This window comes from Aeromonas sp. QDB34, assembly GCF_027705405.1.
In the GTDB taxonomy this organism is placed as follows: Bacteria; Pseudomonadota; Gammaproteobacteria; order Enterobacterales; family Aeromonadaceae; genus Aeromonas; species Aeromonas hydrophila.
The window spans coordinates 472,112-496,115 of sequence record NZ_JAPDBT010000001.1; the positions used below are offsets into that span (position 1 = coordinate 472,112).

25 protein-coding genes are annotated in these 24,004 nt (G+C 62.8%); 7 read left to right on the plus strand and 18 right to left on the minus strand.

The genetic code is table 11. The annotated features are described in order from the left end of the window. Nucleotide 1 precedes the first annotated feature (1 nt). The 5 genes from OKC29_RS02130 (at nucleotide 2) to OKC29_RS02150 (ending at nucleotide 4,925) form a co-directional block, all read left to right on the plus strand. Nucleotides 2-1,249 (plus strand): response regulator, encoded by a 1,248-nt coding sequence (locus OKC29_RS02130; protein ID WP_073350197.1) that lies wholly within the window; start codon nucleotides 2-4, stop codon nucleotides 1,247-1,249. Nucleotides 1,250-1,252: 3 nt separating this feature from the next. Then, the gene (locus OKC29_RS02135) at nucleotides 1,253-1,852 is read left to right on the plus strand and encodes a GNAT family N-acetyltransferase (protein WP_044799961.1); all 600 of its coding nucleotides are present in this window, start codon (nucleotides 1,253-1,255) and stop codon (nucleotides 1,850-1,852) included. A gap of 84 nt (nucleotides 1,853-1,936) precedes the next feature. Then, a complete protein-coding gene (gene cobB / locus OKC29_RS02140; RefSeq protein ID WP_011706162.1) occupies nucleotides 1,937-2,710 on the plus strand; it encodes a Sir2 family NAD+-dependent deacetylase in 774 nt (257 codons plus the stop codon). Between the two features lie 89 nt (nucleotides 2,711-2,799). After that, complete coding sequence (locus tag OKC29_RS02145; protein ID WP_049047120.1) at nucleotides 2,800-3,276, plus strand: hypothetical protein; 477 nt, start codon at nucleotides 2,800-2,802, stop codon at nucleotides 3,274-3,276. Then, nucleotides 3,276-4,925, plus strand: a complete 1,650-nt coding sequence (locus OKC29_RS02150; protein ID WP_162275683.1) for a GGDEF domain-containing protein — start codon at nucleotides 3,276-3,278, stop codon at nucleotides 4,923-4,925. Before OKC29_RS02145 ends, OKC29_RS02150 begins: the two co-directional genes overlap by 1 nt. A 95-nt stretch (nucleotides 4,926-5,020) precedes the next feature. Here OKC29_RS02150 and OKC29_RS02155 read toward each other — a convergent pair whose 3' ends face one another. From OKC29_RS02155 to OKC29_RS02185, 7 genes are all read right to left on the minus strand, one after another. After that, nucleotides 5,021-6,025, minus strand: coding sequence for a substrate-binding domain-containing protein (locus OKC29_RS02155; protein ID WP_073350202.1), 1,005 nt, complete (start codon nucleotides 6,023-6,025; stop codon nucleotides 5,021-5,023). Next, nucleotides 6,025-6,957 carry a ribokinase gene (gene rbsK / locus OKC29_RS02160; protein ID WP_073350204.1) on the minus strand — a complete coding sequence of 311 codons (933 nt, stop codon included), beginning with the start codon at nucleotides 6,955-6,957 and terminating at the stop codon, nucleotides 6,025-6,027. Before rbsK ends, OKC29_RS02155 begins: the two co-directional genes overlap by 1 nt. A gap of 106 nt (nucleotides 6,958-7,063) precedes the next feature. Next, a complete protein-coding gene (gene rbsB / locus OKC29_RS02165; protein WP_010634030.1) occupies nucleotides 7,064-7,939 on the minus strand; it encodes a ribose ABC transporter substrate-binding protein RbsB in 876 nt (291 codons plus the stop codon). Nucleotides 7,940-7,960: 21 nt separating this feature from the next. Then, entirely contained in the window at nucleotides 7,961-8,926 is a 966-nt protein-coding gene (gene rbsC, locus OKC29_RS02170) for a ribose ABC transporter permease (protein ID WP_011706157.1), read from the minus strand. Next, nucleotides 8,923-10,455, minus strand: coding sequence for a ribose ABC transporter ATP-binding protein RbsA (gene rbsA, locus OKC29_RS02175; protein ID WP_029303068.1), 1,533 nt, complete (start codon nucleotides 10,453-10,455; stop codon nucleotides 8,923-8,925). The genes rbsC and rbsA overlap by 4 nt, the downstream gene beginning before the upstream one ends. A gap of 18 nt (nucleotides 10,456-10,473) precedes the next feature. After that, on the minus strand, nucleotides 10,474-10,893 hold the full coding sequence (gene rbsD, locus OKC29_RS02180; RefSeq protein WP_011706155.1) for a D-ribose pyranase: 420 nt from the start codon (nucleotides 10,891-10,893) through the stop codon (nucleotides 10,474-10,476). Nucleotides 10,894-11,098: 205 nt separating this feature from the next. Continuing rightward, nucleotides 11,099-11,716 (minus strand): glutathione S-transferase family protein, encoded by a 618-nt coding sequence (locus tag OKC29_RS02185; RefSeq protein ID WP_073350206.1) that lies wholly within the window; start codon nucleotides 11,714-11,716, stop codon nucleotides 11,099-11,101. A 266-nt stretch (nucleotides 11,717-11,982) separates the two neighbouring features. On the opposite strand from OKC29_RS02185, the gene OKC29_RS02190 reads away from it, so the two are divergent. Together OKC29_RS02190 and OKC29_RS02195 are read left to right on the plus strand one after the other, a co-directional pair. Continuing rightward, nucleotides 11,983-12,720 carry a hypothetical protein gene (locus OKC29_RS02190; protein WP_029303065.1) on the plus strand — a complete coding sequence of 246 codons (738 nt, stop codon included), beginning with the start codon at nucleotides 11,983-11,985 and terminating at the stop codon, nucleotides 12,718-12,720. 71 nt (nucleotides 12,721-12,791) lie between these two features. Continuing rightward, on the plus strand, nucleotides 12,792-13,469 hold the full coding sequence (locus OKC29_RS02195; RefSeq protein WP_073350208.1) for a DUF2987 domain-containing protein: 678 nt from the start codon (nucleotides 12,792-12,794) through the stop codon (nucleotides 13,467-13,469). 84 nt (nucleotides 13,470-13,553) lie between these two features. Here OKC29_RS02195 and ttcA read toward each other — a convergent pair whose 3' ends face one another. The 11 genes from ttcA to ccoN all read right to left on the minus strand — a co-directional run bounded on the left by ttcA (nucleotide 13,554) and on the right by ccoN (nucleotide 23,757). Next, the gene (ttcA, locus tag OKC29_RS02200) at nucleotides 13,554-14,462 is read right to left on the minus strand and encodes a tRNA 2-thiocytidine(32) synthetase TtcA (RefSeq protein ID WP_011706151.1); all 909 of its coding nucleotides are present in this window, start codon (nucleotides 14,460-14,462) and stop codon (nucleotides 13,554-13,556) included. Nucleotides 14,463-14,529: 67 nt separating this feature from the next. Then, a complete protein-coding gene (gene uspE / locus OKC29_RS02205) occupies nucleotides 14,530-15,474 on the minus strand; it encodes a universal stress protein UspE (RefSeq protein ID WP_005300766.1) in 945 nt (314 codons plus the stop codon). 134 nt (nucleotides 15,475-15,608) lie between these two features. Next, the gene (locus OKC29_RS02210; protein ID WP_005300768.1) at nucleotides 15,609-16,364 is read right to left on the minus strand and encodes an FNR family transcription factor; all 756 of its coding nucleotides are present in this window, start codon (nucleotides 16,362-16,364) and stop codon (nucleotides 15,609-15,611) included. Nucleotides 16,365-16,432: 68 nt separating this feature from the next. Further along, complete coding sequence (locus OKC29_RS02215; protein WP_073350210.1) at nucleotides 16,433-17,119, minus strand: sulfite exporter TauE/SafE family protein; 687 nt, start codon at nucleotides 17,117-17,119, stop codon at nucleotides 16,433-16,435. Further along, entirely contained in the window at nucleotides 17,103-17,294 is a 192-nt protein-coding gene (gene ccoS / locus OKC29_RS02220; RefSeq protein WP_024945238.1) for a cbb3-type cytochrome oxidase assembly protein CcoS, read from the minus strand. Before ccoS ends, OKC29_RS02215 begins: the two co-directional genes overlap by 17 nt. A gap of 127 nt (nucleotides 17,295-17,421) precedes the next feature. Next, nucleotides 17,422-19,821 (minus strand): heavy metal translocating P-type ATPase, encoded by a 2,400-nt coding sequence (locus OKC29_RS02225; RefSeq protein ID WP_073350212.1) that lies wholly within the window; start codon nucleotides 19,819-19,821, stop codon nucleotides 17,422-17,424. 92 nt (nucleotides 19,822-19,913) lie between these two features. Further along, on the minus strand, nucleotides 19,914-20,402 hold the full coding sequence (locus tag OKC29_RS02230; protein WP_011706148.1) for a FixH family protein: 489 nt from the start codon (nucleotides 20,400-20,402) through the stop codon (nucleotides 19,914-19,916). Nucleotides 20,403-20,520: 118 nt separating this feature from the next. Further along, nucleotides 20,521-21,510, minus strand: a complete 990-nt coding sequence (gene ccoP, locus OKC29_RS02235) for a cytochrome-c oxidase, cbb3-type subunit III (protein WP_011706147.1) — start codon at nucleotides 21,508-21,510, stop codon at nucleotides 20,521-20,523. Beyond that, nucleotides 21,510-21,689: a CcoQ/FixQ family Cbb3-type cytochrome c oxidase assembly chaperone gene (locus OKC29_RS02240; protein WP_005300779.1), complete on the minus strand. Its 180-nt coding sequence runs from the start codon at nucleotides 21,687-21,689 to the stop codon at nucleotides 21,510-21,512. Before OKC29_RS02240 ends, ccoP begins: the two co-directional genes overlap by 1 nt. Before the next feature lie 12 nt (nucleotides 21,690-21,701). Then, nucleotides 21,702-22,316: a cytochrome-c oxidase, cbb3-type subunit II gene (gene ccoO, locus OKC29_RS02245; RefSeq protein ID WP_005300783.1), complete on the minus strand. Its 615-nt coding sequence runs from the start codon at nucleotides 22,314-22,316 to the stop codon at nucleotides 21,702-21,704. Between the two features lie 16 nt (nucleotides 22,317-22,332). Beyond that, nucleotides 22,333-23,757, minus strand: a complete 1,425-nt coding sequence (gene ccoN, locus OKC29_RS02250; RefSeq protein WP_016350679.1) for a cytochrome-c oxidase, cbb3-type subunit I — start codon at nucleotides 23,755-23,757, stop codon at nucleotides 22,333-22,335. Nucleotides 23,758-24,004 lie beyond the last annotated feature (247 nt).

The following is a 24,004-nucleotide window of genomic DNA, read 5'->3' on the forward strand; positions in this document are numbered from 1 at the left end:
CATGATCATCACAGATGAAGAGTTACTGGCGTTGCTGAACTCGGAAGAGACGGACGAGCGCCTGTTCCACCCCGTGACCATCTACGCCCTGGACGGGGTCGCCTACCGGACGGCAAAGGCCGTTGAGCTGCCCGAGTTCGCCACCTTACGCCGTACCCGCCCCGATGCCTGCTGGCAGTGGGAAGGGCTGTTTGCTGCCGGTGCCATCGCCCTGTTCGATCCCGACTCCCATGTGGGGGCTGGCTATCTGCCGCAGCTGACGGCGCAGGCCGAAGGTGTCTATCGCCTCACCGACGACTGGCTGGCGGGGGTCAATGGCCGCTACCTGGCGTGGCAGGAGTGGCTGGCCCAGACCCAGGTGCTGCTGCTGGAGGATCACCCGTTTCAGGGGGCCCACATCCAGCAGGAGATCAAGGGGCTGGGGGTGCCCTGTCAGTGGGTGCAGGATGGCAACGCCTGCATCAAGGCGCTGGCCGGCGGCGAGGTCAAGCTGCTGGTGAGCGATCTCAGTCTGGTGGAGCAGGATGCCATCAGCCTGCTGATGAGCCAGCCCCAATACCAGCACAGTGGCTTGCCCATCGTATTGCTCTCGGCCCACGATCAGACCCTTATCGACGGCGCCCGCCGCCTGCTGCACGACGCCGGTTTCAACGTGCTGGCCGCCCTGGCCAAGCCGCTGCTGGCCGACGATCTGCTGCGGCTGCTCAAGACACTCTATCTGGGGCCGCAGCGTCAGCGCCGCTTGAGCGGTCTGCGCCGCACCATCCGCACCTGGCAGGGAGAAGAGAAAGGACTGCTCGGGCTCTTATCCGATCCTCCGTCGCCCTTGCCCATCTGGCTGGCGGTGACCGGCTTGCCGCCGCGCTGGGAGCGGGTACGCGAGTGGCTGGTCCAGCAGGATCGGGAGCCTGGCGAGCTCACCCTGCTCATCCACCGGCGCGACCACCTGTTGAGCCAGGCGGAGCGCTTTGCCCTGGTGCTGCAGGCCAGTCTGGCGGGGGCCAAACTGGCACTGCTGCTGGACAACGATCAGCACATCCCGTTCGACTTGCTGGAGCGGATGCCGCTACAGCACCTGCTGCTGGGACAGAGTCTGCTGCCCGGGCTGGAAGCCATGACCCCGGACTCCCTGCTGGGGCGTTTCATCAATCGGGCCAGGGAACTGGGGATCGCCCTCTATCTGGACGATCCCTTCAACCTGCTGGACAGCAATCTGTGGCGCGATCAGGGCGTGGCGGGGCGCTGGTAGACGGTGGCCCGCTACCTCTGCTGGCCACCGGACGAGGCCCGGCTGCGACGCGCCCTGGCCGGCTGGCTGCATCCTCATTCCCGGGCTGCCCTGCCACTGATGATGGAGGTGGGGGGCATTCCCTGCCGCTTGCAGGAGCTGGCGGGGGCCGATCCCGAGCGGATCAGGGCCGCCTATGGCGAGCTCAGCGAACAGAGCGTCTACCTGCGTTTCATGCGCGCCAAGCAGATCCCGAGTGACGAGCAGCTCGCCTTCTTCCTCGATTACCCCAAGGAGCACCAGATCGGGCTGCTGCTGACCGACGGTCAGGGGCGACCGCTGGCCCAGGCCCAGTCCATCCGGCGGCGGCTGCACCCGGATCGGGCCGAGTTCTCCTGCATCGTCGCCGATCACTTCCAGCACCGGGGGGCGGGACGGCGCATCCTGCTGGCGCTGGCCTTGCTGGCGCGCGCCGAAGGCATTCGCGAGTGGACGGCGGAGGTGCTGCCCCAGAATCGCCCCATGCTGGCGCTGCTGCGCGGGCTGGGCTTGCCGCTCACCCTGGTGACGGGGCGGGAGCTGGTGTTCGTGCGACTCGATCTGAGCGTGCTCGACACCCTGTAACCGCGTCATAAGACCAAGGGCGAATAGGCCGGTTTTTCACCCTGTGCTAAGGTCAGCCAGAGAGGTCGTCAGAGGGAGTCAGTCATGGTGCAGTCAGCGAAACACATCGTCATTCTTACCGGTGCCGGGATCTCGGCCGAGTCGGGCATCAAGACCTTTCGCGCCTGTGACGGTCTGTGGGAAGAGCACAGGGTCGAAGACGTGGCGACGCCGGAGGGCTACGCACGGGATCCCGCCCTGGTGCAGGGCTTTTACAACTCCCGCCGCCACCAGCTGCAGCAACCCCACATCCACCCCAATCCGGCCCACTATGCGCTGGCCAGGCTCGAGCGCCTGCTGCCGGGCTGCGTCACCCTGGTGACCCAGAACATCGACAACCTGCACGAGAGCGCCGGCAGCAAGAACCTCATCCACATGCACGGGGAGCTGCTCAAGGCGCGCTGCCCAGGCTCGGGCCAGGTGATCGAGTGGCGCGGCGATCTGCAGCAGGAGGAGCTGTGCACCTGCTGCCAGTTTCCCCAGCCGCTGCGCCCGCACGTGGTCTGGTTCGGCGAGATGCCGCTCGGGCTGGATCGCATCTACAGCGCGCTGGCCCAGTGCGATCTGTTCATCTCCATCGGCACCTCGGGCGCCGTCTATCCGGCGGCAGGTTTCGTGCACGAGGCGGGATTGAACGGGGCTCACACCATCGAGCTCAATCTCGAACCGAGCGAAGTGGGCAGCCAGTTTGACGAGAAGCGCTACGGCCCGGCCTCGTTGCTGGTGCCAGCCTACGTGGATGAGCTGCTGCAAAGCTGCGGCGTCCACCAGCCAGCGCAGATCGAGGGCCACAACTGGATGGAGATGCGCGGTCCCTGAGCTATTGTGCGACTGGACAGTTGCAATGAACCGGTGAAATCGCCACACTGGCAGCCACAAAAAATGGGACGCAGTTGGCGCAAATTACCATGACAGCAGTAAAGCAATGGATCGCTTTTTTCCTCCTGATGCTGGCCAGTGCCGGTGCATCGGCCTCGATCCCCCTGATGACCCTGGTGCTGCCAGGTGGCCAGTCAGTGACCCTCGATGAGGCGGCCCTGTCCGCTCTGCCGCAGACCGAATTCACTACCACCACCCCCTGGACCCAGGGCGCCCACCACTATCGCGGGCCGACCTTGGCAGCCGTGCTGGCGGCGCAAGGGATCCTGGATGCCCGCAAGATCGCCGTCTCGGCCCTCAACGGCTATCAGCAGGTGGTGGATCTGGCCCTGTTCGACGGCGTGCCGCTGACCCTGGTGCGCCAGGAGGACGGCAAGCCGCTGACCCGGCGCAACAAGGGCCCGCTCTGGCTGCTCATTCCGTTCACCACCTATCCCAAGCTGGACGTGCCCGCCATCCACAACTGCATGGTGTGGCAGGTAACCCGCATCGAGATCGTTGATTGATGGGGCTATCCCGCCACAAACTGCTGTTGGTGGCGGTGTCGCTGCTGTTTCTGCTCTCCTCGGGCAGCAGCCTCTATCTGCAGCATCGCCAGGAGCAGCTGGTCGATACCTTCTACCGCAATATCCACTGGAACATCAGCCAGGTGATGCTGGAATCCCAGCGTTTCCTCTATGACCTGCAGCTCTACCGGGCTGGCCGGCTGACGATGGAGACCCTGAGCCTCGATTACGATCTGCTGTGGAACCGGCTCGATATCTTTCTCATCAGCAGCGAAACCGCCGAGGCGCGCCAGCGGCACGGGCTCGGCAAGGCGCTGGCCGGACTGTTCGAGCAGATCAAGCAGCTCGAACCCCAGATGGAGGCCGGTGCGCTGCGCGAGGGGGCCGAGCTTGCCCGCATGCAGGAGGCGATCGCCAGCCAGACCCGTTTCATCGAGCAGATAGGGGATCAGATCCTCTCCGGCCAGGAGCGGGAGCGTTCAGTCAGCCAGATCCGCAGCAGCCTGTTCTGGCTGCAGATCTGGCAACTGATCCTGCTGCTGACCGGCGGCGCCCTGGTGGCTGCCCTCATTCGCGCCAATCTGGCGAATCGCCGGCTCGCCCTGCTCGATCCCCTGACCCGGCTTGGCAACCGCCGTGCCCTGCAGGAGCAGCTCTCCCGCGCCCTGCATGCTGGCGAGGCGAGCGCCTTGGTGGTGCTCGATCTCAAGCGCTTCAAGCAGGTCAATGATCTGCTCGGTTATCAGGTCGGTGATCGGCTGTTGCAGACGGTGGCCGACAAGCTGCAGCAAGCCCACGATGGCCACGCCTACCGGCTCGGCGGCGACGAGTTTGCAGTGGTGTTGACCAGCGCGGATGGCGCGCTGGAAACCCGTATTCATGAGCTGGTGAGCCTGCTCCATTTCGAATTCGTGACTCGGGAGTGCAGCTTCGATCTGGCCTGTCGGCTTGGGGTGGCCAAGGCGCAGCAACAGGATGCCGGCCGGCTGCTGGATCAGGCCATCCTGGCCCTCAATCAGGCCAAACGCAGCCAGGAGGGGGACATCTGCTGGTTTGAGCCGGCCATGCTGCAACAGTTGCAGTTGAGCCAGCATCAGCTTCATCAGCTGCGAGAGTGGCTGGCCGGGCGGGAATCAGCACCGCTGCGAGTGGCGTTGCAGGGACTGACGGACGGGCAGGGCAACGACCTGTGGCAAATGACGCTCTACTGGCGTGAGCAGGGGGCGCCCTGTCCCATGCGCTGGCTGCAGGAGTGCGGCGTGCTGGGGCCCGTGCTGGCCCGGCTGCTGCAAACGCACGACGCGCAGCATGCCGATGGGCGGGCGTTGTTGCTTCCGCTCGACAACCAGGCCCAGCTGGCCCATGTCGTGGCCTATCTGCCGGCTGCATCCCGCACACCGCGGGTGCTGCTGATGCCGACGCTGTTGCCGGATGCAGCCTTGTTGGCGGGATTGCGGCAGCAGGGTTGCACCCTGGCGCTCAGAGACATTGGCAGCGCCACCCCGGCCCAGCTGGCGGCCGGCTGGCCTGTCCGCTACTGGTTGCCAGATGACGCGGAGCACAGTGAACTGTTGCAGCCGCTGGCCCGGCGACTGGGGCTGGTGCAACTGCAGGTGCTGGCGGGCAGTGAGGCAAGGCAGCTGGCTTGAGCACACAGAGCGGTATTGAACCGGCCAGAGACAACACGCAGCAAGGCGACCCCAGGGTTGCCTTGCGCTTTTATTGCAGGTATTGCAGGTGAATGTCAGGGGCGGGGGGCGCAGGAGTCCCTGATCACCAGGTCTGGGTCGACGGTGATCAGATGATCCGCCACCGCCTCGCCGTTGATGCGCGCCAGCAGCCGGGTGACGGCGAGGCGCCCCAGCTCCTCTTTCGGCTGATTGACGGTGGTGAGCGGCGGCGACATGAATTCGGCCAGCGCCACGTTGTCATAGCCGACGATGGAGAGATCGCGCGGGATCACCAGCCCTGCCTGATGAGCGGCGCTGATGGCCCCCATCGCCATCATGTCGTTGCAGACGAACAGCGCGGTGGGGCGCTCGGGCAGCGCCAGCAGGCGGGTCATCGCCTGATGACCGCTGGCGCAGTCGAAGTCACCCTCCTGGACCCACTGTGGGTTGACGGTGAGCCCGGCCTCCTGCATCGCCTGCTCGAAGCCTGCCTGACGCTGGTTGGCGGGGGCGCGGCTGTGGGGGCCGGTGATGCAGCCGATGGCGGTGTGACCCAGCCCTAGCAGGTGGCGGGTCGCCAGGTAACCGCCGCGATGGGAGTTGTCGGCGATGAGATCCACATCGGCGCTCTCCATCCCCCAGTCCATCACCACCACCGGCAGGCTCTTGAGCCAGTCGAGCTGGTTGAACACCTCCTGCTGCCCCTCGCTGCACATGATGAGCAGGCCGTCGACCCGTTTGCGCAGCATCATCTTGAGGTAGGACAGGGCCGTCTCGGCCTGTCCCTCGGTGTTGCCCAGCATCAGGTTGTAGCCCTGCTCGAAGCAGTAACGCTCCACCCCGCGCACCACCTCGGCGAAGAAGGGGTTACTGGAGGTGGTGACCAGCATGCCGATACTGTTGGTCTCCTTCACCTTGAGGCTGCGGGCCACCAGGCTCGGGGCATAGTTGAGATCGCGCATGGCACTGAAGACCCGCTCGCGGGTCTCCTCGGCGACGAAACGGGTCTCGTTGATGACGTGGGAGACGGTGGTGGTCGACACCCCCGCCAGCGCCGCCACCTCCTTGATATTGGCCATCAGTGCCCCTGCGCAGTCTGCTCAAGCAGGAAGGTGTCGACCTCCTGCTTGCTCGGGATGGAGCTCTGGGCACCAAACCGGGTGACGGAGAGCGCCGCGGCGCCGTGGGCAAAGCGCACGGCAGCGTCAAAGTCGGCGCCGGCGAGCTCGGCCGCCAGCAGGGCGCCGTTGAAGGTATCGCCGGCCGCTGTGGTGTCTACTGCTTTCACCCGAAAACCCGGAATGAGCACTTGTTGCTGCCCCTTGCTGCAATAGACTCCTTGCGACCCCAAGGTGATCATCACCTCCCCGATGCCCATCTGGTGGAAGCGGGCAGCCGCCTCGGCTGCGCTCGCCTCGTCGGTGACCTTGACGCCGGTCAGCAGCTCGGCTTCGGTCTGGTTGGGGGTGATGAGGTCGACCAGTGCCAGCAGTTCGCTTGAGAGTGGGCGAGCGGGGGCGGGGTTGAGCACCACCCGGGTGCCGTGGGCGCGAGCCAGCCGGGCGGCTTCCAGCACGCTCTCCAGCGGCACTTCCAGCTGCAGCAGCAGGGTGTGGGCGGCGGCGATCATCGTCTGGTGGCTTTTCACTACGGCCGGGGTGAGGGCGCCGTTGGCTTCGGCGGAGATGCCGATGCTGTTCTCCCCCTCATCGCTCACATAGATGATGGCGATGCCGGTGGGGAGCTTGGGATCGAGTTCGACGGCGCTCACGTCGATGCCGTTTTTGGCAAAGCCGGTCTTCATCTGGTGGCCGATGGCGTCATCGCCGATACGGGCGATAAAGGAGACTTCGGCACCTAGCCGAGCGGCGGCCACCGCCTGGTTGGCGCCCTTGCCACCGGGCACCACTTGATAGCTGTGGCCGGTCAGGGTTTCACCCGGGCGAGGAAAGTGGGGAACGCGCAGCACGTGGTCTGCATTGACACTGCCCAGAACGACGAGACGATTCATGTTGAGTACTCCTGATGCATCTTGGCATGGACACGAAAGCCGGATCCAGGCCGGGAGGCACCGTCAACCTTGAGTGAAAAGGGGGAGGCGAACCTCCCCCGTCAACTTACTTGCTGACCACTTGCAGCGGAACCGGGATGGATTTTTCCACCGGCTGGCCCTTGAGCACTTTGTCGGCGGTTTCCACGCCGATGGCGCCGATCAGCGCGGGCTGCTGGGCCACGGTGGCGGCCAGTTTACCCTTGGCCACGGCGGCCTTGCCATCGTCGGTGCCGTCGAAGCCGACGATCATCACCTCTTTGCCGGCGGCCTGCACGGCGCGGATGGCTCCCAGCGCCATCTCGTCGTTCTGGGCGAACACCGCCTGCACGCTCGGGTGAGCGGCCAGCAGGTTCTCCATGACGTTCAGACCCTTGGTGCGGTCAAAGTCGGCGGGCTGGGAGGCCAGCACTTCCAGCTTGTTGGCGGCCACGGCCAGGGCAAAGCCTTCGCCGCGGTCACGGGCGGCGGAGGTACCGGCGATCCCTTCCAGCTGGATCACCTTGGCACCGGCACCCAGCTTCTGGGTGATGAAATCGCCGGCCAGTTTGCCACCTGCCACGTTGTCGGAGGCGATGTGGGCCTTGACGTCACCCTGCGCCGCGCCGCGGTCCAGGGTCAGCACCGGGATGTTGGCCTTGTTGGCCAGCCGGATGGCGTTGCCCACCGCTTCGGAGTCGGTCGGGTTGATCAGGATGGCGTTGACCTTGCGCACGGTGAGATCTTCCATGTTGGAGAGCTCCTTGGCCGGGTCATTCTGGGAGTCCAGCACCACCAGCTCGTAGCCAAGCTCCTTGGCCTTGGCTTCGGCCCCTTCCTTCATGGTGACGAAGAAGGGGTTGTTGAGGGTGGAGACCACCATGGCCAGGGTGTGATCGGCGGCCTGGGCGGTGCCCAGCACGGACATGATGGCGGCAGCGAGCAGGGTATTGAGCTTTTTCATCATTTCATTCCTTGTGTGTGCTTACTTGCTTTTGTTATCGATCATCACGGCGAGCAAAATCACGCTGGCCTTGGCGATCATCTGGTAATAGGACGATACATCGAGCAGGTTGAGGGCATTGTTGAGGAAGCCGATGATCAGGGCACCGATCAGGGTTCCCATGATGCGGCCCTTGCCCCCCATCAGGCTGGTGCCACCCAGCACCACGGCGGCGATGGCATCCAGCTCGTAACCCATGCCGGCGGTCGGCTGGGCGGAGGAGAGGCGGGAAGTGACGATGAGCCCGGCCAGTGCCGACAGCATGCCGCACAGACCATACACCGCGAGCTTCACCCGGTCCACATTGATGCCGGAGAGGCGGGTGGCCGATTCGTTGCCGCCGAGGGCATAGATGTAGCGACCCAGGCGAGTGTGGTTGAGCATGAACCAGGCCAGCAGGAAGACGATGGCCATCAGCCAGATGGGCACCGGCAGACCGAACAGGTAACCGGTACCCAGCCAGGCGAAGTGATCGGCGCCGTCACTGAAACCGGTGGAGATGGGGCGCCCCTCGGTATAGACCATGGTGACGCCACGCAGGGCGGTCATGGTGACTAGGGTGGCGATGAAGGCCTGCACCTTGCCCTTGGCAATGATGAGGCCGCTGATGCCGCCAAGCAGGGCACCGGCCCCCAGGGTGAGGGGGATCACCAGGGCGATGGGCAGCTCCATGGCGACCATGGTGGCGGCCAGGGCGCCGCACAGGGCCAGCACCGAGCCGACCGACAGATCGATGCCGGCGGTGAGGATGACCAGCGTCATGCCGACCGCCATGATGGCGTTGACCGAGGTCTGGCGCAGGATGTTGAGCAGGTTGTCGGCGGTGAAGAAGTTGGGGCTCAGGAAGGAGACCACGCCGATCAGCACCAGCAGCGCGACCAGGGATTTGTTCTCGATCCACCAGGCCTTGCTCATGACGCCGCGGCGGGAAAGGGTTTGGGTTGTCATTGTGCTGCCTCTTGCTCTGCTTGCCACTGTTTACCGACTGCCGCTGCCATCAGCTTCTCCTGATTGGCATCGCGGGTGTTGAATTCTGCGCTGATGCGCCCTTCGTGCATCACCATGATGCGATCACTCATGCCGAGCACTTCCGGCATTTCGGAGGAGACCAGGATGATGCTCATCCCCTCCTTCTTGAACTGGTTGATGAGCTGATAGATCTCCTTCTTGGCGCCGACATCGACGCCGCGGGTCGGCTCGTCCAGGATCAGCACCTTGGGCCTTGTCAGCAGCCCCTTGGCGATGGCCACCTTCTGCTGGTTGCCGCCGGAGAGGAGCTTGATCAGCTGATCCTGACTCGGGGTCTTGATGTTGAACAGGCGCACATAGTCGCCCACCGCCTGGCGCTCGGCCTGGCCGTCAATCTTGCCGTGGCTGATGAACTCGCCAAGGGCGCACAGGCTCATGTTTTCGCGCACCGACAGCTCCAGCACTAGGCCGTCGCCCTTGCGATCCTCGGAGATGTAGGCGATGCCGGCGGCCAGGCCATCGGCCGGGCTCTTGGGGACTAGAGCATGGCCATCCACCGTAATGTCACCGGCGCTGATGGGGCTGGCACCGTAGATGAGCTTCATCAGCTCGGTACGCCCGGACCCCATCAGGCCGCTGAAGCCCAGAATTTCACCCTGACGCAGGGAGAAGCTCACCCCGCGCACGCCGGGGCCGGCCAGATCCTTGACCTGCAGGCTGACCGGGCCGAGCTCGCGGACGAGGCGCGGGTACTGCTCTTCCAGCCGGCGGCCCACCATCATCTCGATGATCCTGTCTTCGTCGAGCTCGCTCACCGCCTGCTCGCCGATCCACTTGCCATCGCGCAGCACGGTGACCCGATCACAGATCTCGAAGATCTCCTTCAAGCGATGGGAGATGTAGACGATGCCGCAGCCCTGCTCACGCAGCTCGCGGATGACCACGAACAGCTGCTCGGTCTCGGTGTCGGTGAGGGCATCGGTGGGCTCGTCCATGATGATGACGCTGGCATCGAACGACAGCGCCTTGGCGATCTCCACCATCTGCTGTTCGCCGATGGAGAGATCCCCGAGCCGGGTATCCGGGCCGTGTTTGACGCCAAGCCGAGCCAGCAGACCGCTGGCCCGCTCGCGCAGCTGCTTGTGGTCGATGCTGCCAAAACGGGTACGGGGTTCGCGGCCGAGGAAGATGTTGGCGGCAATCGACAACTCCGGCAGCAGGTTCAGCTCCTGGTGGATGATGCTGATCCCCTGATCCTGAGAGTCGCGGGGGCCCTTGAAGTGAACCGGCTGGCCGCGATAGCTGATGCTGCCCGCATCGGCCTGGTAGATGCCGGTCAGTACCTTCATCAGGGTCGACTTGCCGGCGCCGTTTTCGCCGAGCAGGGCCATCACCTGACCCGGATAGACCTTGAGGCCCGCCTCATCGAGGGCACGCACCCCGGGGAAGGTCTTGACGATCCCGGAAAGCGCTAGAATGGGCGAGGGGAGCATATTGGCGTTGCTCATAGCTGCTTCCTTGGGAATTTAAAACGCCACGCCGGCGCAGAGAATGAGGTTGGCGTAGGGGGTCACCTCGCCGCTGCGCACGATGGCCTTGCTCTGGTGGGAGCGAGCCTTGAATGCTTCGTGCAGGCAGTACTCGATGGTGATGGGCTTGCCCTGGGCAGCGGCGTGCGCCTCCAGCTGATCCACCAGCGCCTGATGGGCGGCGGGGCTGATCTGCTTGATCTCGCTTGCCATGATCACCTTCTCCACCACCAGGTCGGTGAGCAGGGCGGTCAGCACGGTTTCAAGGCTCGGCGTCCCCGCCATCAGCGCCAGATCGATGCGCTCCGGGCCCGCCGGGATAGGCAGGCCGGCATCGCAGACGGTGATCTCGTCGGTGTGACCCATCCGTGCCACCAGGGCACTCAGGGGAGCATTGAGCAGTACGCCTCGTTTCATACAGCACCTCGGCAGGCTATGCCCGCGTATCTGATGTTAGCTAGGCAACCGGTTACGCAACCGGTTGCGTCATGAGGTGGAAGATAGGCGCTCAGGCGATTTTGATCCACCAAGAGATGGCAGAAATGTGAAAACGATCTCAATGGCGAGGGGAGAACGGGGAAAAACAGGTGCCAGAAGAGCACTGGCACCTGCAACGAGAGGATTAAAGGGCGAGCCCTTGCTGCACGCCGGGGCGTGCCAGCATGCGCCGATAGTGTTCCGCTACCTTGGGAAACTCGCTGATGGCCACCCCGTCGCCCTCGAGCCAGCTCGCCACCACGAACAGGTAGATGTCGGCCAGGCTGAACTGCTCCCCCAGCACCCAGGGGCCGGCCAGATAATGACGTTCAATCTCGGCAAAGCCCTCGCGCATGTTGTGTGGCACCTTGGCCTGCATGGCGGCGATGGCCTGCGGATCATCGGCCCAGCGGCTGCCGCGCCGGCCGTGAGCATGGGCGACGTGCACGGTGGCGGCGAGAAAGCCGTGCACCTCCTGCATCCTGGCCAGCAGAAAGGGGTCGTCCAGCGGCGCCAGCCCGGTATCGGGAAAACGCTGCGCCACATAGAGCAGCAAGGCCTGCGTCTCGGTGAGCACGCCCCGCTCGGTCACCAGCGCCGGCACTCGGCCTTTGGGGTTGATGGCGAGATAGGCAGCGGAGCGCTGCTCGCCGGCCGCCAGATCCAGCTGCTTGATCCGGTGAGGGGTACCGGCTTCGGTGAGGGCGATACGCACGGCCATGGCGCAGGTACCGGGCGCAAGATAGAGGGTCAAATCAGACATGAACATCTCCTTGTGAAGCGCGTTCCCCTGTGATCCCGGGTAGGGCGGGACGCGCGAAAAATCCGCACTGTCGCCTGGCATCCTACGCCCCTGGTTGGCGTCGGCCAAGGAGGGGATCCTGGCCTGGACTATGGGGGCTGATGAAATCAAAGGCTTTTTGAGCGCAGACGTGCGGGAAAAACGGCTACGCATGCCGGGTCAAATCGCTATAATGTGCTCCCTGAATAGCAGTTTTTCGGATGTTGGATAGTCAATTGAGTAACAAAATGCGGATAGGTGGTTCCCTCGAACAGTCCCTGAGCCAGGGATATCGTCTCGACCTCAAGGGGGTATTGCAGGAGAGCTGGCAACAGACACGGCGCACCGGATTCGGCCTGCTGCTGGCCATCGTCGGGGTGACAGCCATCTGGATGCTGCTGAGCAACACCCTGCTCGCCCCCTATGTCAATCAGGAAGGGGGGATGGACGTGGCCCTGGTGCTGAGCCTGCTCATCACCATCATCATGTCGCCCATGACCTCCTCCCTCGACATGCTGGGGTTGCAGCAGTCGGTGGGGGTGCGTGCCCGGCCGAGCCAGGTATTCGACTTCTTTCGCCACTTCCTGCGCCTTGGCAGCCTGAGCCTGCTCGGCAGCCTCATCACCAGCCTGTTTGGCCCGCTGTTCGAACTGCTGGGTCTGCCGGTGATGCTGGCCTTCATTCCGTCGGCCCTGATCGGCATGGGGCTGGTGTTTACCGTGCCGCTGGTGCTGGAGCGCGGCCTGTCGCCGGTGCAGGCTATCCTGGTCTCCCTGCGCCTGTTTGCCCGCGGCTGGCCCAGCATAGTGCTGCTGCACGGGGTCATGATGGCGCTGTTCTTCCTGGCGCTGATCCCCATGGGGCTCGGACTTATCTGGGTGGCACCGCTCTATTTCAACTGCAAGGGGATCCTCTACCGGGATCTGTGCGGGGTGGCGGTCGAAGTGACCGAGGTGAGCCAGGGCCCCGATCATTTCAACGCCTGACGGCATGCAGGGCGTCAGACAACAGCAACAGATAGCGGCGCGTACAGATGCGTGATGCAAAAGGATGGCATATGAACAATCGATACGGGATGGCGGCCGCGCTGCTGATGGCGCCCATGCTGGCAGTGGCCCAGCCCTCCCTTGAGCTGCAGTACGGCACCTTCTACAGCCAGATGAAGACCTTCGCCAAAGGGGAGTTTGGTCACGCCAGGCTGGGTTTTTATCTGACCGATCAGCAAAATGGCCGGCGCTGCCTGCTCACTTCGGCCCGGGTCTCGACCCTGGATCGGGACGTGGCGGCCGAGGTGACCGTCGACAGCGAATTGCGGCTGCCCTATGACGATGACTTGAATCTCGACAAGGCGACCGTGGTGGTGGGACTCACCGAGCCTCACGAGGCCTGCGATCTGTCGGTACAGGTGATGGCGGATGTGCCGCCGCCGGCAGACAGTCGGTGGGAGCTCAAGGTGAGCGAGCTGACGGGCCGCCAGCACGACATGCAGAGCCTGCTGGAGAAGCTGGCCGGCATGGTTGGCAAATATTTCCTGCCCGAGATGACGGGGGTGAGGGTCAGCCTGGTGCCGCCAAGCGGCACCGCCTACCTCATCGATGGTGCTCGCCAGCTGCCGCTGCCCTGGCAGGAGGGGCAACTGCTGCTGAGCAACGCCCAGCTGGCGGAGTTTGCCGAGGGCAAGCTGCAGCTGCAGGGGGAGATCCTGCGGCTGACCCCCTGGCTGCACAAGGGCTAGCCCATCTTGAGCTGTCACTGAGGGTGGCCGGCATAAAAATGAAAAAGGAGCGCCAGGCGCTCCTTTTTTATGGTTGAAGTGGGCTTAGCGCACCTCAATCACGTCCAGCATGTCCATCTCGTCGATGTCCAGCAGCGGTGCCTTGGGCAGCTCGGGCGGATCAAACGCCTTGTCGCCGCCGTCGATGATGCCGGAGTCGCGGTTGATGCTCTTGAAGTCAAACAGCTTGTGATCGAGCAGGTGGCTCGGGATCACGTCCTGAATGGCGGTGAACATGGTCTCGAGACGACCCGGGAAGCGGCGATCCCACTCCTGCATCATCTGCTTGATGGCCTGGCGCTGCAGGTTCTCCTGAGAGCCGCACAGGTTGCACGGGATGATGGGGAAGGCCTTGACCTCGGCATAGCGCACCAGGTCCTTCTCCTTGCAGTAGGCGAGCGGGCGGATCACCACGTTCTTGCCATCGTCGCTCACCAACTTGGGCGGCATGGACTTGAGCTTGCCGCCGTAGAACATGTTGAGGAACAGGGTCTCGAGGATGTCATCGCGGTGGTGGCCAAGGGCAATCTTGGTGCAGCCCAGCTCCTGGGCGGTGCGGTAGAGAATGCCGCGGCGCAGGCGGGAGCAGAGTGCGCAGGTGGTCTTGCCCTCCGGCACCTTCTCCTTGACGATGGCGTAGGTATCTTCTTCGACGATCTTGAAGTCGATGCCGAGGGTGGTCAGGTATTCGGGCAGCACATGCTCGGGGAAGCCGGGCTGCTTCTGATCCAGGTTGACCGCCACCAGATCGAAGTGGATGGGGGCGCTGGCCTTCAGGCTCATCAGAATGTCGAGCATGGCGAAGCTGTCCTTGCCGCCGGACAGGCACACCATGACCTTGTCACCCTCTTCAATCATGTTGAAGTCGGCGATGGCCTGACCTACGTTGCGCCGCAGGCGCTTCTGCAGTTTGTTGAAACTGTATTTTTCTTTGGCGTTAAGCTCTTCTAGCATGACCTGAAACCCGGGACAAAAATAAGCGGCTTATTATAGCCATGTCCCGGGGGAGGGCAAGAAAGGCTTATGCTGGACGGCGGCTATCGACCGGGCAGCTGTAATCGGCGGGCTTGAGGATCAGCATGTCGCAGGCGAGGCGATCCACCACGTGTTCGGCGGTGTTGCCGAGCAGGGCGGCGGAGAGCCCGGTGCGACCGACGCACCCCATGATCATCAGGGTGGCCTGCAGTTCGCCGGCGAGATCGGGCAGCACCTCTTCGGGCAGGCCTTCCGCCACCCGGGTCCAGAGATGGCCGATGCCGTACTTGTCGGCGTGGCTCAGCAGCAGGCTCTCGTGGTGTTTGCGAATGGCGTCGTTGTAGGCGTTGGGGTCAAACTCCGGCAGCTCGATGGCCACGTTGACCGGGGTGCCCGGGTAGGTGTTGACCAGATAGAGGTTGGAGCCGAGCAGCTCGGCGATGGCGATCCCCTCTTCGGTGATCCGTTCGTTAAGCAGCTTCTGATCCTGATCGTCGCTGGAGCAATTGATGGCGGCGATGATGTTGCCACCCCGCTGCCAATGACCCTCTTTCACCAGCAGCACGGGGCAGGGGCACTTGCGCAGCAGATGCCAGTCGGTGGGGGTGAAGATGAAGGTTTGCAGGAAGGAGTGGTGGTGAGTGGCTTTGACCACCAGATCGTGGCGCTGCTCCAGCACTTCCTGAATGATGCATTCGAAGGGACGGTTGTGCCAGACCACCTTGATCTCGCAATCCAGTCCACGGGCGCGGTAGGGTTTGAGAATGTCGTCGAGCCATTCGCGGCGCTGGGCAATCACCCCGTGGCGCATCTCTTCCCGCTCATCCACCGACAGCATGGCGGTCATTTCATACGAGAAGTCGTAAATGGTGAGCAACAGGGTCAGTTGGGCGCCTTCATCCAGCTCGGCTACCTTGACCGCACGTTCGAGGGCGATTTGCCGCTCTTCTTCCGGGTTGATGACCACCAGAATTTTTCGGTACTTGACCATGTTCTCCTCCTCCTTGGCAAAAATACCAATGATAGCAGACCTTTAGCCATTACAGCTTAGCTCAGGAGGAGAAGGGGGGACGTGTGCCGGATCAAATTTCGGGGTAAACCGATCCGGCACCAGAGAGAGGAAGCTTAACCGCAGGGGGGGCGGGTTGCACCGGCCATGACGCCGAGGGCGACGTGATCCAGTACGGTAATGTATTTGCCCTTGACGCTGATGAGACCGGACTTCTGGAAGCGGCCCAGCAGGCGGCTGATGGTCTCGACGGTGAGGCCGAGGTAGTTGCCGATGTCGCCGCGGGTCATGGAGAGGCGGAACTCCTTGGCGGAGAAACCACGCTCGGAGAAGCGCACCGACAGGTTGTGCAGGAAGGCGGCGAGGCGCTCTTCGGCATTCTTCTTGGAGAGCAGCAGGATCATCTCCTGGTCGCCCATGATCTCGTTGCTCATCAATCGCATGATCTGCTGGCGCAGCTTCGGCATCTTGCCGGAGAGATCGTCGAGCACGTCGAACGGGATCTCGCACACCATGGCGGTTTCCAGCGCCTGGGCGAAGGAGGGGTGCGCCTGCTTGTGGATGGCGTCAAAGCCGACCAGATCGCCAGCCAGGTGGAAGGCAGTGATCTGCTCGTCACCCTGCTCGGTGATGGTGTATGACTTGATGGTCCCGGAACGGATGGCGTAGAGCGATTTGAGCTCATCGCCGGCCTTGAACAACTCTTCACCCTTCTGGATCGGCTTCTTGCGCTCGATGATGCTGTCAAGCTGATCGAGCTCGTTGTCGTTCAGAGTGAAGGGAATGCAGAGCTGGCTGATGCTGCAATCCTGGCAATGAATTGCACAGCCACCGCTCTGAATACGTCTGCCAGGTTTCTTTTCCGGGATCATAGGCTCATACGAATAATTGATTTATATCAAACAAGTTTACCATCAACTCATCCGTTTTGGATAGGGTTTCAAAAGGACGCAATCCCGATCCAGAGGGTATGCAGCCCGTATGCGATGAGCAGCAGGGCGCCACCAAGGCGCAAACTGCGCAGGGTCAGCCAGTAGCGCAGCCGATCCGCCAGTCCCCCCAGCGCAAACAGGGTCGGCAGGGTGCCGAGGCCGAAAAAGAGCATGACTAGCGCTCCACCGCCGGCGGATCCCGCTGCTGCGCTCCAGGTCAGCATGGAGTAGACCAGCCCGCAGGGGAGCCAGCCCCACACCATGCCAAACGGCAGTGCCTGCCAGGCGGAAGTGAAGGGGATGAACTTGCCCGCCAGCGGCTTGAGGCGATGCCACAGCTTCGCGCCAATGCGCTCGAGCAGCAACACCCCCTGCCACCAGCCGGCGAGATAGAGCCCGAGAGCAATCATCAAAAAGGCCGCCACCAGCCGCAGGCCGGCGATGGCGTGCTTGCCCGCGCCGAGTTCACTGGTGGTGGCCAGCAGCCCTCCGACCAAGGCACCAGCAATCACATAGCTTAAGATTCGGCCGAGGTTGTAGTTGAGCAGGTAACCGAGCCGGCCCCAGAAGTGCTGCTTCTCGGCAGGAATGGCCATGGAGAGGGCGGCGGAGACACCGCCGCACATGCCGATGCAGTGGCCGGCGCCAGCCAGTCCCACCAGCAGGGCGCCCAGCAGATCAAGGGTGGCCGTCATCTTTGTGCTCATGCTCGACGTGTTTGGGGGCGGGTTGCTCTTCATCGAACAGGATATTGGAGCCCTGGCGGTCGAGATCTTCAAACTGCTCGGAGCGAATGGCCCAGAAGAAGACGGCGCCGGCGATGATGACGAAGAGGATGGCGATGGGGATGAGGACGAAGATGATGTTCATGCAGCAAGCCTTGCAATGAAAGGGGTCATGGTACACCCGTTGGTGCCCGCAGACCCGTCGATTCGATGGTGAAGGGAACCTGACCGGAGCCCGCTCCCTTCACCCTGTCTGTCCCTGTGGCCACGGCTCAGCGGTTGAGCCGCATGGAGTTGGTGACCACGATGAGGGAGCTCAATGACATGCCCGCCGCCGCCACGTAGGGGGGCAGCCAGCCGCTCGCCGCCAGCGGCAGCACCAGCAGGTTGTAACCGATGGACCAGGCGAAGTTTTCCTTGATAATCTTGCGGGTGCGCAGCGCCAGGGCGCGGGCATCCAGCAGGCGGGAGAGATCGTCGGCCAGCAAGATGGCATCGGCGCTGTTCTTGGCCAGATCGGTGCCGCCGGCCATGGCGAAGGAGGCGTGGGCGCCGGCCAGCACAGGGGCGTCGTTGATGCCATCACCCACCATGATGCTGATGTCGCCGCGGGCCTCGTGTTCCTTGAGATAGGCCAGCTTGCCATCCGGCGTGACGCCCTTGACCAGCTCATCGACCCCCAGCTCGCGGGCCACCTCGTCGGCCTGGGCCGAGCTGTCGCCGGTGAGGATGGTGGTCTTGAGGCCGGCCGCCTTGAAGGCCTGGATCAGCGCCTTCGCATCGGGGCGCAGGGTGTCGGTCAGCAGGAAACGGGCGAGCGCCTGATCCTCGTCAGCCAGATAGATGACCAGCCCGTCCGCTTGCGTTTCGTGGGCATCGCTGATGCCGAGCCAGCGGGCACTGCCGAGCCGATAGTGGCGACCGTCGATCACCCCCTCGATACCGTGTCCGATGACGGGGGTCACCTTGCTGGCCGCCAGCAGCACTGCGTCCTCTGCGGCGTTGCTGCGAAAGGCGCGGGCGATGGGGTGTTCGGAATAGGCCTCCAGGGCGCGGGCGATGGCAAGGCAGCGCGCCGCGTCGAGATTGCCCAGGGCCTCCGTGCTGGTCAGGCTGATGTTGCCCGTGGTCAGGGTGCCGGTCTTGTCCATCACGATGCGGTTGGCCCGAGTCAGCACGTCCAGCACGTGGCCGCGGCGCAGCAGGATGCCGGCACGGGTCAGGCGGGCGGTGGCCGAGGTGAGCGCGGTGGGGGTGGCCAGCGACAGGGCGCAGGGGCAGGTGGCCACCAGCACCGCCAGGGTGACCCAGAAGGCCTGCTCCGGCTGATGGAAGTGCCAGAAGGTCCAGACGCCTGCGGCGATGAACAGCAGCACCAGAATGAAGTGGCGGGAGAGCACGTCCGCCATCTGGGCGATGGCTGGTTTTTCGTCCAGCGCGTGATCCTGCAGCCGCATGATCTGGGCCAGGCGCGACTCTTCGATGCGATGGCTGACCCGGATCTCGAGGGGGGCGTCGGTGTTGATGGTGCCGGCATAGACGGCATCCCCCGTCTGTTTGAGCAGCGGCAGCTGTTCGCCGGTCAGCATGGATTCGTTGAGGCTGGCCTGCCCAAGCAGGATGATGCCGTCTGCCGGCAGGGTGGCCCCCGCCAGTACCCGCACCCGGTCGCCCACCTGCAGCGTCTTGGCTGCCACCTCGTGTTCACCCTCCTCATCGAGCCGGGTGGCCATGATGGGCACCAGTCGCGCCAGGTTGGAGCTCGACTCGGAGGCTTTGCGTCTGGCCCGCAGCTCGAGGAAACGCCCCAGCAGCAGGAAGAAGACGAACATGGTGATGGAGTCGTAATAGACCTCGCCGGTGTTGAACACGGTGGCCCACATGGAGGCGACGAAGGCACCGATCAGCGCCAGCGACACCGACACGTCCATGGAGAGGTGCCCCTGCCTGAGGCTGCGCCAGGCGCCCACGTAGAAGGGCTGGGCCGAATAGATCATGATGGGGGTGGAGAGCATCAGACTTATCCACTTGAAGTAGACCATGAACTCCTCTTCGACACTGATGAAGAGGTCCATGTAGAGCGCCACCGCGCACATCATCACCTGCATGGAGCCGAGCCCCGCCAGTGCCAGCCGGAACATGTAGCTGCGCACCTCTTTGGCATAGAGCGCTTCCTGCTGGTGAGTCTGGAAGGGGTAGGCGCGATAGCCAATCTTGGCAAAGCCCTTGAGGATGTCGCTCAAAGAGAGCCGGTCCGGATCCCACTTGATGCGGGCCCGGTGGGTGGTGGTGTTGACGTTGATGTAGTGCAGCCCGGCCAGGTTGCCCAGATGGCGTTCGATGAGCCAGGCACAGGCGGCGCAGGTCAAGCCTTCCACCGTCAGCTGGATCTCGCGCACCTTGTGGCTGCCGGTGGCGCTGTCGGTGACAAAATCCTGCTGCACTTCGGCCAGATCATAGTGGGTGAGGGCGGCGAGCTCTGCGGGCACCAGTTCACCCTTGGTGCCGGGGGCGGTGCGGTGCTCGTAGTAGCTGGCCAGGCCGCACTCCAGAATGGTTTCCGCCACCGCTTGACAACCGGGGCAGCACATGGGCTGGACTATGCCTTTTATCTCGAGGGCATAGCGGCTGCCGGCGGGCACCGGCTCACCACAGTGAAAGCAGCCGCTCATGACAGCTGGCCGCAGGCCGCCTGGCCTGTCGGCAGAAACAGTGAAGCGCCGGTCACTGCCGGCGCGTCATGGTGAACAGGACGGCTCATGACTCAGCGTCCTTTGGGATCGAGTTCGACGGGGGCCTTGGTGGGGAGCTGGACAGTCTCTTGCAGCCGCCATTCGTGGTTGAAGGCATCCACCCGCACGTGCCACTTGCCGGTGAGCGGCTTGTCGAGCAGCAGGCGATAGACGCCGTTGCCGTCGGCGGTCACCATGTGCTCGCTGTCCATGCCGGCGAGGGTGGGGTGAAACAGGGAGAGGTAGAGCGCCTGGCCGGCCGGGATATCGCCCGACAGCGGCTTGAGGGTCAGCTCGTTGCCGTTGACCTCCAGCGCGATGTGGATGTTGAGGGCTTCGGAGCGATCAAACTTGCTGAGATCCTGATTAATCTCTTTGCCTTGCTTGTAATAGTCTTCGGCCACCAGGTTGACGCCATCCTTGCTGGCGATGATCGCCGTGCTGATGCTGCCGATCACGGCTGCGGTCGGGAGGGCGATGATGAACCAGGGCCAGAATTGGCGATACCAGGGTTGGGACATAGTGCTACTACCGTGAAACCAGTGATTAACGAAACAGAGGAATTTCAGTCAACACAAGATAACAAAAAGCCTCGAAGAGTCGAGGCTTTTTGCTGAGTAATCACGTGTTTATCACATGTTACTGCTTATTTTGCTGGTCGTTGTGGGACAAGCTGTAAACGTAGGAGGCGAGCAGGTGCACCTTGTCTTCACCCAGAATATCCTTCCAGGCCGGCATCACGCCGTGACGACCGTGGGTGATGGTCTGCTCGACCACCTGACGGGAACCGCCGTAGAGCCAGGTGTTGTTGGTGAGATCTGGCGCCCCGAAGGCGATGCCGCCCTTGGCGTCCGGACCGTGACAGGCGGCGCAGATGGTGAAGCGCGCTTCACCCTTCTTGGCTTCCACCATGTCCACCTTGCGACCGGAGAGGCTCAGCACGTAGGAGGCCACTTCCTTCACCCCGTCCTTGCCGAGGATCTCGCCCCAGGCGGCCATCACGCCCTGACGACCGCCCATGATGGTGGTCTTGATCTGGTCGGGCGCACCGCCCCATTGCCATTCGCTGTCGGTCAGGTTCGGGAAACCGCGACCACCGCGGGCATCGGAGCCGTGGCACTGGGAGCAGTTCTGCAGGAACAGACGCTGACCCACCTTGCGGGCTTCCGGATCGGCGGCGATCTCTTCGATGGCGCGATAGGTCTTGCCATCGGCCTGATAGGCCAGCTCGCGGAACTTGGCGCCGTAGATCTCGTCGGCCTTGATGAGCTCGCGATCGTATTCCACCGCGCGCCCTTCGGCCTTGGCGGAGGCCGCCGCAGCCTTGGACTCGGCCAGCGAGCGTACGTCCTGGTTGGAGCTCTGCCAGCCCAGCACGCCCTTGAAGTTGCCAAGGCCCGGGAAGGCAATCAGATAGACCAGACCGGTGACGATGAAGAAGAGGAACATGTAGGTCCACCACTTCGGCAGCGGGTTGTTGATCTCTTCGATGCCGTCGAAGGCGTGTCCCATGGACTTGCCCTCTTCCACCCCCATCTTGTCGCGCAGGCACCAGACCAGCAGCAAGAAGCAGCCGAGGATGGTCCCCAGACTGATGACGGTGACAAAAATGCTAAACAAAGTGCTCATTATTGTTTCGCTCCTGCGTTCTTGTTATCAGCACTGGGTTGCTCGTCGTCGGCAAAAACCAGATTGGCAGCCTCGTCGAAGGAGGTCTTGCGGCGCTTGCTGTAGGCCCAGACGATGATGCCGATCATGATGGCCATCAACAGCAGGGTATACAGGCCGCGAAATGTGCCGTAATCCATATCCTGACTCCTTTATTTCAGGGCATGACCCAGTGATTGCAGATAGGCTACCAGCGCATCCAGCTCGGTCTTGCCCTTCACGGCCTCGCCGGCCCCCTGAATGTCGGCATCCGTGTAGGGTACGCCGAAGTGATCGCGGAACAGGGCCAGCTTCTTGCCAGTCAGTTCACCGGTCAGCACGTTGGTATCGAGCCAGGGGAAGGCGGGCATGTTGGACTCGGGCACCACGTCGCGCGGGTTGATCAGGTGGGCACGGTGCCAGTCGTCGGAATAACGACCGCCGACTCGGGCCAGATCCGGACCGGTACGCTTGGAGCCCCACAGGAAGGGGTGCTCCCACACGCTTTCGCCGGCGACCGAGTAGTGGCCGTAACGCTCGGTTTCGGCGCGGAACGGACGGATCATCTGGCTGTGGCAGACGGTGCAGCCTTCGCGGATGAAGATGTCGCGTCCTTCCATTTGCAGAGCGGTATAGGGCTTGAGGCCCTCGACCGGCTCAGTGGTCTGCTTCTGGAAGAACAGCGGGGTGATTTCGACCAGGCCCCCCAGGCTGATGGCAAATATGATGCCGACCACCAGCATGGGAACGCTCTTTTCAAAGATCTCGTGACGGTTATTGTTGCTCATGCTTTGACCTCTTCAATCATGCTGGCTGTGCGACAGGTTCCAGGGAACCTTTGGGCGCAGTGATGGTGCGATAGGCGTTGTAGGCCATCAGCAACATGCCGGTGACAAAGAAGCAGCCACCCAGGAAGCGCACAAAGTAGAAGGGATAAGAGGCCTGCAACGCTTCTACGAAGCTGTAGGTCAGGGTGCCGTCGTCGTTGACCGCACGCCACATCAGACCCTGCATCACCCCGGAAATCCACATGGCGACGATGTAGAGCACGGTGCCCACGGTGGCCAGCCAGAAGTGGACGTTGATGAGCTTGATGCTGTACATGCGGCCCTGGCCGAACAGGTTCGGGATCAGGTGGTACACGGCACCGATGGAGACCATGGCAACCCAGCCCAGTGCGCCGGAGTGGACGTGACCGATGGTCCAGTCGGTGTAGTGGGAGAGGGCGTTGACGGTCTTGATCGCCATCATCGGGCCTTCGAAGGTGGACATGCCGTAGAACGACAGGGACACGATCAGGAAGCGCAGAATGGGGTCGTAACGCAGTTTGTGCCAGGCACCGGAGAGGGTCATGATGCCGTTGATCATGCCGCCCCAGGAGGGTACGAACAGGATCAGGGACATCACCATGCCCAGCGACTGGGCCCAGTCAGGCAGCGCGGTATAGTGCAGGTGGTGCGGACCGGCCCAGATGTAGAGGGAGATCAGCGCCCAGAAGTGCACGATGGAGAGACGGTAGGAGTAGACCGGACGACCCGCCTGTTTCGGTACGAAGTAGTACATCATGCCGAGGAAGCCGGCGGTCAGCAGGAAGCCTACCGCGTTGTGGCCATACCACCACTGCACCATGGCATCCATGGCGCCGGAGTACATGGAGTAGGACTTCATGCCGGAGAGCGGCACTTCCATGTTGTTGACGATGTGCAGCACGGCCACCGTGATGATGAAGGCACCGAAGAACCAGTTCGCCACATATATGTGGGAGGTGGTGCGCTTGACCAGGGTGCCGAAGAAGACCACGGCATAGGCGACCCAGACGATGGTGATGGCGATATCAATCGGCCATTCCAGCTCTGCGTACTCCTTGGAGGTGGTGTATCCCAGCGGCAGCGAAATGGCGGCCGAGAGGATGATCGCCTGCCAGCCCCAGAACACGAAGGAGGCAAGTTTGCCGCCGAACAGTCGGGTTTGACAGGTGCGTTGCACCACATAGAAGGAGGTCGCCATCAGGGCGCTACAGCCAAACGCGAAGATCACCGCGTTGGTGTGCAGAGGGCGAAGGCGACTGTAAGTCAGCCAGGGAGTATCAAAGTTGAGGGCAGGCCAGATCAACTGGGCTGCGATCAGTACGCCAACCGACATGCCGACAATTCCCCAGACAATCGTCATGATGGTGAACTGGCGAACAACGGTGTAGTTGTACTCAGGATGGTTAGTTGTATGGCTCATCGTTGTATTCCGCTTCCGATGCTGCTGTTGTTTGATTTTGTGTCCAGTGACGTGGACCGACTTCATTGGCTACTGCTTTTTCTCTTGTTAACAACTGTTAATAAAAGGAAAAGCAAAAAGTAGCTAAATGAAAATTCAATGGGAATGATACTGAACTGACAGGTAAAATAACAGTATAAACAGTGATATATTTGGCTCCGTTGGGTCTCGCCTGTTCAATTATTTACCTTGCGCGAGATCACGAAAA